General features: G+C 73.5%; 4 protein-coding genes and 2 pseudogenes. 1 reads left to right on the top strand and 5 read right to left on the bottom strand.

What is annotated here, in order from left to right:
- The 5 genes and pseudogenes from KMS84_RS36770 to mtnA form a co-directional block, all read right to left on the bottom strand.
- Positions 1-318 (bottom strand): annotated as a pseudogene (locus KMS84_RS36770) (ComF family protein); the annotation flags it as partial.
- 321 nt (positions 319-639) lie between these two features.
- A complete protein-coding gene (locus tag KMS84_RS36765; RefSeq protein WP_256920896.1) occupies positions 640-2487 on the bottom strand; it encodes an LpqB family beta-propeller domain-containing protein in 1848 nt (615 codons plus the stop codon).
- Positions 2477-4645 carry an MtrAB system histidine kinase MtrB gene (gene mtrB / locus KMS84_RS36760; RefSeq protein WP_256920892.1) on the bottom strand — a complete coding sequence of 723 codons (2169 nt, stop codon included), beginning with the start codon at positions 4643-4645 and terminating at the stop codon, positions 2477-2479. Before mtrB ends, KMS84_RS36765 begins: the two co-directional genes overlap by 11 nt.
- 1 nt (position 4646) lies before the next feature.
- On the bottom strand, positions 4647-5336 hold the full coding sequence (gene mtrA, locus KMS84_RS36755; protein ID WP_187281934.1) for a two-component system response regulator MtrA: 690 nt from the start codon (positions 5334-5336) through the stop codon (positions 4647-4649).
- Between the two features lie 726 nt (positions 5337-6062).
- Entirely contained in the window at positions 6063-7196 is a 1134-nt protein-coding gene (mtnA, locus tag KMS84_RS36750) for an S-methyl-5-thioribose-1-phosphate isomerase (RefSeq protein ID WP_256920890.1), read from the bottom strand.
- A 140-nt stretch (positions 7197-7336) separates the two neighbouring features.
- Between mtnA and KMS84_RS36745 the strand changes: the two are divergent.
- Positions 7337-7553 (top strand): annotated as a pseudogene (locus KMS84_RS36745) (hypothetical protein); the annotation flags it as partial.

Here is a 7553-nt window from a genome sequence, read left to right as displayed (position 1 = left end):
CCCCTCCACCCCCGCCTCCCGCAGTCCCGCCCGCACCGCTGTCGCCAGCGCTGCCCCCAAGGGGCGCGCGAGCGCCAGCGCGCCGCGTTCCTTGTGCGCCAGCAGCACCGCGCGTACCTCGTCCGCGTACCGGGCCGCCGCGTGCACGGCGGGCAGCCCGGGCGGTTCGAGGACGGGGCGCACCCGGAACGGCACGGCCCCGACCAGAGCGGTGCGGCACCGCGGGCAGAGCGCCGTGCGCGCCTTTCCGCAGCCGCCGCACTCGGCGGGCAGCACCAGGCCGGCGAGCTCCTGCCACCATGTGCGAACGCTTTCCACGTGGATGACTGTGCCAGCGGCGGAGGCGGCTCACCAGCCCTGTGGAAAACCGTCCGGGTGGCCTGTGGAAAACTCGCACAGGGTCGGGGGAAGGCGCCGGGAAGGCGGTCTCGGCCGATCGGGCGGACAATTGAGCCCGGAGGAAAGCGGCAAAGGACGCGGGGGTGTCGTAGCCCCCGGAACGGGGGCCGCGACAGGAGGCGGCGAGGCCCGCCCGGAGCCCCGCCTCACCTCACTCTTGCGTCTCGCGGGAAACTCCCGCGGGAACTTCCGCAGGAAACTCCCGCAGGTTTCCGTAGCCCCTGCCGGCCGGGAGTCGCGTCACCCGGGGTAGAACGCGACGGAGGCGGTCTCCTTCAGCGTGCGCCAGCCGCTCCCGCCGGGCAGCCACAGCAGCCCGTCCTTGGAGGTCGCGAAGAGGGGGAGGTCGCTGTCCTCGGATGCGGCGATGCTCCTGACCTCGGTGAGGCCGGGGAGCGTTCCGGCCTCGGGGAACGAGCCGTCGCACTGCACGTACTGGGCCTGCTCCACACCGCCGGCCTCCCGCCCGACGACCACGAGCCGGCTGTCCCCGGCCCACGACATGGCCGTGACCTTCTCCAACTCGGGTGCCGCGGGGCGCAGTTCCTGGACCGACATGGCCGGCCGGGTCCCGTCGCCCACGCCTCGTTCGATCCGCCCGATGAGCAGGGACTGCTTGCCGCCCTTGTCCACGACGAGCGCGACGCGCACCCCGTCCGCCGCCACGCGCACGGCGTTGATACGGCCGTCCAGGCCGGGGGTGAGCACCTTCAGGGGCTCGCCGCCGCCCTTCTCCAGCAGGAGCAGCCGGGGGTCGGCGGGGTCGCGGTCGGCGACCCACAGGTTGCCGTGGGCGTCCCAGCTGGGGGTGGTGAGCCGGTCGCTCTCGGTCTTGCCCTTGCTCTCGAGGACGGGGGCGCCGAGGGTCTCGCCGGAGAGGGTGGAGGCGACGTAGAGGGTCCTGCCGTCGAGGGCGACTCCGGCCGCGCTGTGCTCGTCGTGGGCCACGGCCACCGAGCGCAGCGCTTTGGTGCCGTCGCCGAACGCTCCGGGCACCGGGTCGGCCTTGGTGTCGCCGCTGCCGCTGGCCATCCGTACGAGGCGGTGCTGGCCGTCGATGAAGTAGAGGTAGCCGGGGCTGTTCTGCGAGCCGCGGGCGGCGACGGTGGCGGCCCGTTCCTCGGTGAGGGAGCACAGCTGGGCGCCGCCCGCGCGCAGGGCGACCTCGTCGACGGTGGGGGTCAGGCTGCGCAGGGAGAACAGCAGCTGGGCGGCCATCTCGTCGCACTTGCTCCGCCCGATGTGGACGGCCTTGTCGTTGAGCGGCACGGTGAGCTTGTTCTGGTCGTCGGGCGTCAGCGAGGTGACGCCCTTGGGCAGGGCGGCGCCGGTGGGGAAGCTGGACCGGACGACGGGGCGCAGCCAGCTGGTGGGTCCGTTGAGCACGGAGCGCACCATCTGCGTCATGGGGTCGACCCGCTCGCGCACGTAGACGGGGTCGGCGACGGCCATGGGCTGCGCGGCGTTGTCGGCCTTGGTGTTGGAGGCGAAGTAGTACTTGTTGACGGCGACGTAGTTGCGCTGGAAGTCGGACTTGCCCATGACGACGCCGGTGGGGAGGGCGTCGATGCGCCATTGGCGGGTCTTCTTGTCGCGGGTGAGGTGGACGGCCTGGCCGTAGGCGCCGGAGGCGGGCGCGTAGGACTGCTGGGCGTCGACGGTGGCGACGCGGGTGCCGGTCAGGACGAACGAGAAGTCGTCGCCGCCCTCTCTGCTTCCGGCGGGGCCGGCCTCGGTGGCGGGTCCGTCGGCGAGGACCGTGGTGGACCGTTCGGGCTGCCAGTCGCGGGCCGCGTGGGGGGTCAGGTACTGGCGGGCCGTGGAGTAGCCGGGGTCGTCGCTGGTGAGGGCCTCCAGGAAGCCCTGGACGATCTCGGAGGGGGGTGCGTCGTCCCGGGGCGGCATGGCGAAGACCCGTACCTGGGTGTCCTGGCGGGGGGTGGACTCGACGTTGCGCAGGTCCCCGCTGTCGGGCATGGAGGCGCATCCCGCCAGCAGGACGACACCGCAGGCGGCGTAGGCCGTCGCGCGCCCGCGCCCCGGCGTGCGGCCGGTGCGGGCTCCCCCCTCGCGCTGCTCAGCGCCCACGAAATGCCTCCCCTTGTTCGTCCACGCCGTCGGCGCCGGCATGGAGCCGGTTCCGGTTCCCCCTGGTCGCCGTGTGGGCGGCGCCGTCCGCGGGGTCCGGGTCGCCTGGTGCGCCGGTGTCCGCGGGGTCCGCCCGGTCCGGGGTAGGGCCGTCGGCCGTGGTCCGGGGGGCGGGGTCGTCCTGTTGCCGTGCGCCGGGCGCGGGCCGGGACACCACGCGCGAGCCGTTGCCGGGCAGGGCGGTGGGGTCGGCCGTGGGGGAGGCCGTGCCCGGGCGGGGTGTGAGCGGGGTGCGGGCGGCCGAGGCCTGGTCCGTGGCGGGCTGCACGGGGACCGTGGCGCTCTTCTGGCCGCCGCCGCGGGGTATGCCGGCGTCGTCGCGTTCTCCCCGGTTGCGGCGGGAGTCCTTGGGTTCCAGCGGTATCGGTGAGCCGCGCAGGGGTTCGTCGGCGGTCCGCGGCAGGGTGAGCCGGAACTGTGAGCCGCCGCCGGGCTCGCCCCAGGCCTGCAGCCATCCGCCGTGCAGTCGGGCGTCCTCCAGGGCGATGGACAGGCCGAGGCCGGTGCCGCCGGTGGTGCGCGCGCGGGCGGGGTCGGCGCGCCAGAAGCGGCTGAAGACGCGGGTGGCCTCGCCGGGCTTGAGTCCGACGCCGTAGTCGCGCACGGCGATGGCGACGGCTCCGCCGGCGGAGGCGAGTTTGACGATGACGTCCTTGCCCTCGCCGTGTTCGACGGCGTTGACGACCAGGTTGCGCAGTACGCGTTCCACGCGGCGGGCGTCGGCCTCGGCGACGACGGGCTGCTGGTCGCCGATGACGCGGACGGTGGTCCCCTTGCGTTCGGCGAGCGGCGCCGCGCCGCTGACGACGCGCCGCACGACGTCCCTGAGGTCGATCGGTTCGGCTTCGAGGGCGGCGGCGCCGGCGTCGAAGCGGCTGATCTCGAGCAGGTCGGCGAGGAGGGTCTCGAAGCGGTCGAGCTGGTCGGCGAGCAGTTCCGCGGAGCGGGCGGTGACGGGGTCGAAGTCGACGCGGGCGTCGTGGATGACGTCGGCGGCCATGCGCACGGTCGTCAGCGGCGTTCGCAGCTCGTGCGAGACGTCGGACACGAACCGTCGCTGCATCCGCGACAGGTCCTCCAGTTGCTGGATCTTCAGCTGGAGGTTCTGCGCCATCTTGTTGAAGGCCTCGCCGAGGCGGGCGATGTCGTCCTCGCCGGTGACCTTCATCCGTTCCTGGAGGCGTCCGGCGGAGAGCCGCTCGGCGATCCCGGCGGCCATGCGCACGGGGGTGACGACCTGCCGTACGACGAGCCAGGCGATGGCTCCGAGGAGGACGACGACGAAGAGCCCGGCGGTGGCGAGGGTCGTCTTGACCAGGCTGAGGGACTTCTCCTCCTGGGTGAGCGGGAAGAGGTAGTACAGCTCGTAGGCTTCGCCGTTGGGGTCGTTGACCTGCTTGCCGATGACGAGCGCGGGCTGCGATTCCTTGTCGTTGAGGTACATGATGCGCGAGTAGCTCTGGACGGCGCCGTTGCCGCTGTTGACGCGCTCGCGCAGGTTCTCCGGCACGCTCTTGTTGGGGTCGACGAAGCCGGACGCGCGCGGTCCGCGTCCGCCGCCGCTGTCGTCGACCGGGGGCAGGGTGACGACGTCGAAGGCGCCCTGTCCGCCGCTGGACAGCGACAGCACGAGCTCACTCATCCACTCGGTGACGTTCTGCGAGCCGCGGCCGCCCGCGGGGGCGGCGCCGTCGGCGGTGGTGCCGGAGCCGACTGCTTCGTCGGCCTTCTGCTTGGCCACGGCGAAGCCGCCGGTGGCCTGGCTCTGGGAGGCCCTGACCTTGGCGTCGAGCAGTCCGTTGCGGACCTGCCCGATGACGACGAAGCCCAGCAGCAGGACGACGCCGAGCGACATCAGCAGCGTCGTGGCGACGACCTTGAGCTGGATGTTGCGCCGCCACAGCCGCATGACGGGCAGCAGCGGGCGGCGCACCCAGCGCAGCAGCAGCCGCAGGACGGGGCTGTTGCGCACCCCGCCCCGCAGGAGTCCGCCCGCGAGGAGGCCGGCGAGGCGTGATCCCGGCGTGTCACGGCCGACAGGCCGCTCCGGACGGGCCCCGGACCGTCCGGGGGCCGAAGCGGCGCTGTCCCCGGTCATGTCAGCTGGGCCCTGCCTTGTATCCGACGCCACGGACGGTCACCACGATCTCCGGTCGCTCCGGGTCCTTCTCGACCTTGGAGCGCAGTCGCTGCACGTGCACGTTGACCAGGCGGGTGTCGGCGGCGTGCCGGTAGCCCCACACCTGCTCCAGGAGCACCTCGCGGGTGAAGACCTGCCAGGGTTTGCGCGCGAGCGCGACCAGGAGGTCGAACTCCAGCGGGGTCAGCGCGATCGACTGGCCCTCGCGCTTCACGGAGTGGCCGGCCACGTCGATGACGAGGTCGCCTATGGCGAGCTGTTCGGGCGCCGGCTCCTCGGACCTCCGCAGCCGGGCGCGGATGCGGGCGACCAGTTCCTTCGGCTTGAACGGCTTCACGATGTAGTCGTCGGCGCCGGACTCCAGCCCGACGACCACGTCGACGGTGTCGCTCTTGGCCGTGAGCATCACGATCGGCACGCCGGACTCCGCCCTGATCAGGCGGCACACCTCGATGCCGTCCCGTCCGGGCAGCATCAGGTCCAGCAGCACCAGGTCGGGCTTCGCCTCACGGAAAGCAGCCAGCGCCTTGTCGCCGTCGGCTACGAAAGACGGCTCAAAACCTTCACCACGCAACACGATGCCGAGCATCTCGGCCAGTGCGGTGTCGTCGTCGACGACAAGGACTCGTCCCTTCATAAACGACATCATCCCATTCTCGTAACAGTGACAGAGGCGCTGGTGAGCAGGGTCACTGGCCCGTGACGATAGTCGTACGCGACCGTCACTGTCTGCCCCGGCCCTCCGACGTCGACGTCTGCGGCGCCCGCGGGCGGCGATCGCGGCGGGAAATCCCGGAGCGGGGGCGGTCGGCCGATGGTGGGACGCGGCCCGCGGACGATCCGCCGCGCGCCCGCTGCCACGCCTACGACGCCGCCGTCCCGCTCCTCTTCGCCGAGGCCGAGGACTCCGGTCCGCCGCCGCCGTCAGCACGGCGTGACCGGGCACTCCGCACTACGGCGACCCAGGCCAGGCCCCGCCCACCGCGCGGGACGCAGCCGGTCAGGCCCCGCGACATGGCCAGGGTGCCCGCCCGCCGACACGAGCCGGGCGTCACCCCGCCGAGGGCACAACGGGCCCGGACGCCGTCGCCACCCTGCCGCTCGGCCCGCCGCAGGAGGCCGCCCGCAGCCGTCGTGACCCACCACAGCCCTGACCCGAACGACCACCCACACCCGCACGCACGGCACGACACGGCATGCACCCGGTCTTCGTCGCCTCCAGGAAGGAGGCCGTCACCCCCGCCCCTACGCGGGGCCGGGCTTCCGGCCCGTCGGCACGACCCTCGTCATCGCCGGCCGGCCCGCCGTCCCCAGCCCCGCCGCGCGCCGCCGGAACCCCTTGCGGGCAAGCCGACGACCGTCGTGGAGGCCTCTGTCAGGTACGGCCGGACCTGGCGCACAGCTCGACGAGCGCCTCCGCCGTCACGGGCGAGATCGATCCTTCCTCGGTGACGATCGCCGTCACCAGCTCGGGCGGCGTCACGTCGAACGCCGGGTTGTACGCCTGGGTGCCCAGGGGCGCCACCGGGACACCCCCGCCCGCGCCCGTCACCGGCGCCTGGGGGGCGCTGACCTCCGTCACCTCGTAGCCGGGCCGCTGCTCCACCTCGATCGACGCCCCGTCCGGCGTCCCCGGATCCACCGTCGTCAGGGGCGCGACCACGATGAACGGCACATGGTGGTAGCGCGCCAGCACCGCGAGCGGGTAGGTGCCCACCTTGTTGGCGACCGACCCGTCGGCGGCGATGCGATCCGCGCCCACCAGGACGGCGTCCACCTCGCCCGCGGCGAAGAGCGACCCGGCCGCGTTGTCCGTCAGCAGCGTGTATCCCATGCCGTTGCGTGCCGCCTCGTACGCCGTCAGACGCGCTCCTTGCAGCAGCGGGCGGGTCTCGTCCACCCACAGCCGGCGAAGCCGACCGACCCGGTGCGCCGCGAGCGCCACCGCGAACGCGGTGCCCTCCCCGCCCGACACCAGCGCCCCGGTGTTGCAGTGCGTCAGGACGCGGTGCCCGCCGCCCGGCAGGAGTTCGTCGAGCAGCGCCAGCCCGTGCTCGGCCATCCGGGCGCTGGCCTCGGCGTCCTCGCGGTGGAGCTGCCGGGCGGCCGCCAGCGCGGCCCGCGCGCCCTGCGCGGGATCGCCGCCTCCGGCGACCTCGGCCCGGTAGGCGGCCCGAGCCCGGTGCACGCCTACGGACAGGTTCACCGCGGTCGGCCGGGCCGCGGCCAGCGCGTCGGCGGCGTCGTCCACGTCGAAGCCGCGTACGGCGGCGAGCGCGACGCCGTACGCCCCGGCGATGCCGAGCAGCGGCGCACCGCGCACCGCCAACGACCTGATCGCCTCCACCAGCGCGGACGCGTCGGTGCACACCAGCTCGACTTCCTCGGCCGGCAGTCTCGTCTGGTCGAGAAGAACCACCACGGGACCCTCGGGCGGCTCCTCCCATCGGATCGCGGGAATCTCGCTCGGCCGCTTGTCCTCGCCGGATTGCGCGTACTGATCAGCCATGCGATCAGTCTGCCCCCGATCCGGCGGACAATTGAAGGTGTGCAGCCCATACCGCGGCCGGTCCACCGATCGGCCCACCATGGCACGATGGCTCCCAACCTGCCGCCGCGACCGCGGGCGGGCACCGTGAAGGAGCGACGATGAAAGACACTCCGGGCTGGGCCTCGCCCGGATCCGCCCCCTCCGACGGACAGGAGCCCGGCACGCCCGCCGAGCCCGCCGACCGCCCCGACGGCGCCCAACCCACGGACCAGCCGGTCGCCGGCGCGCAGAACCCCGGCACGAAGTGGTCCAAGGAGCAGCCGCCACCCGGCCAGTGGTCCGCGCCCGCGGGCCCCCGCGACCCCGGCCAGGCCC

The sequence above is a fragment of the Streptomyces hilarionis genome, from assembly GCF_024539675.1.
GTDB lineage: Bacteria > Actinomycetota > Actinomycetes > Streptomycetales > Streptomycetaceae > Streptomyces > Streptomyces hilarionis.
This window is presented reverse-complemented; position numbering and strand designations above follow the sequence as displayed.

What these genes read in the sequence shown, in the direction of transcription:
- mtrB (WP_256920892.1), bottom strand. Translation starts at nt 4,645, where the DNA reads ATGACCGGGGACAGCGCCGCTTCGGCCCCCGGACGGTCCGGGGCCCGT.
- mtrA (WP_187281934.1), bottom strand. Translation starts at nt 5,336, where the DNA reads ATGATGTCGTTTATGAAGGGACGAGTCCTTGTCGTCGACGACGACACC.
- mtnA (WP_256920890.1), bottom strand. Translation starts at nt 7,196, where the DNA reads ATGGCTGATCAGTACGCGCAATCCGGCGAGGACAAGCGGCCGAGCGAG.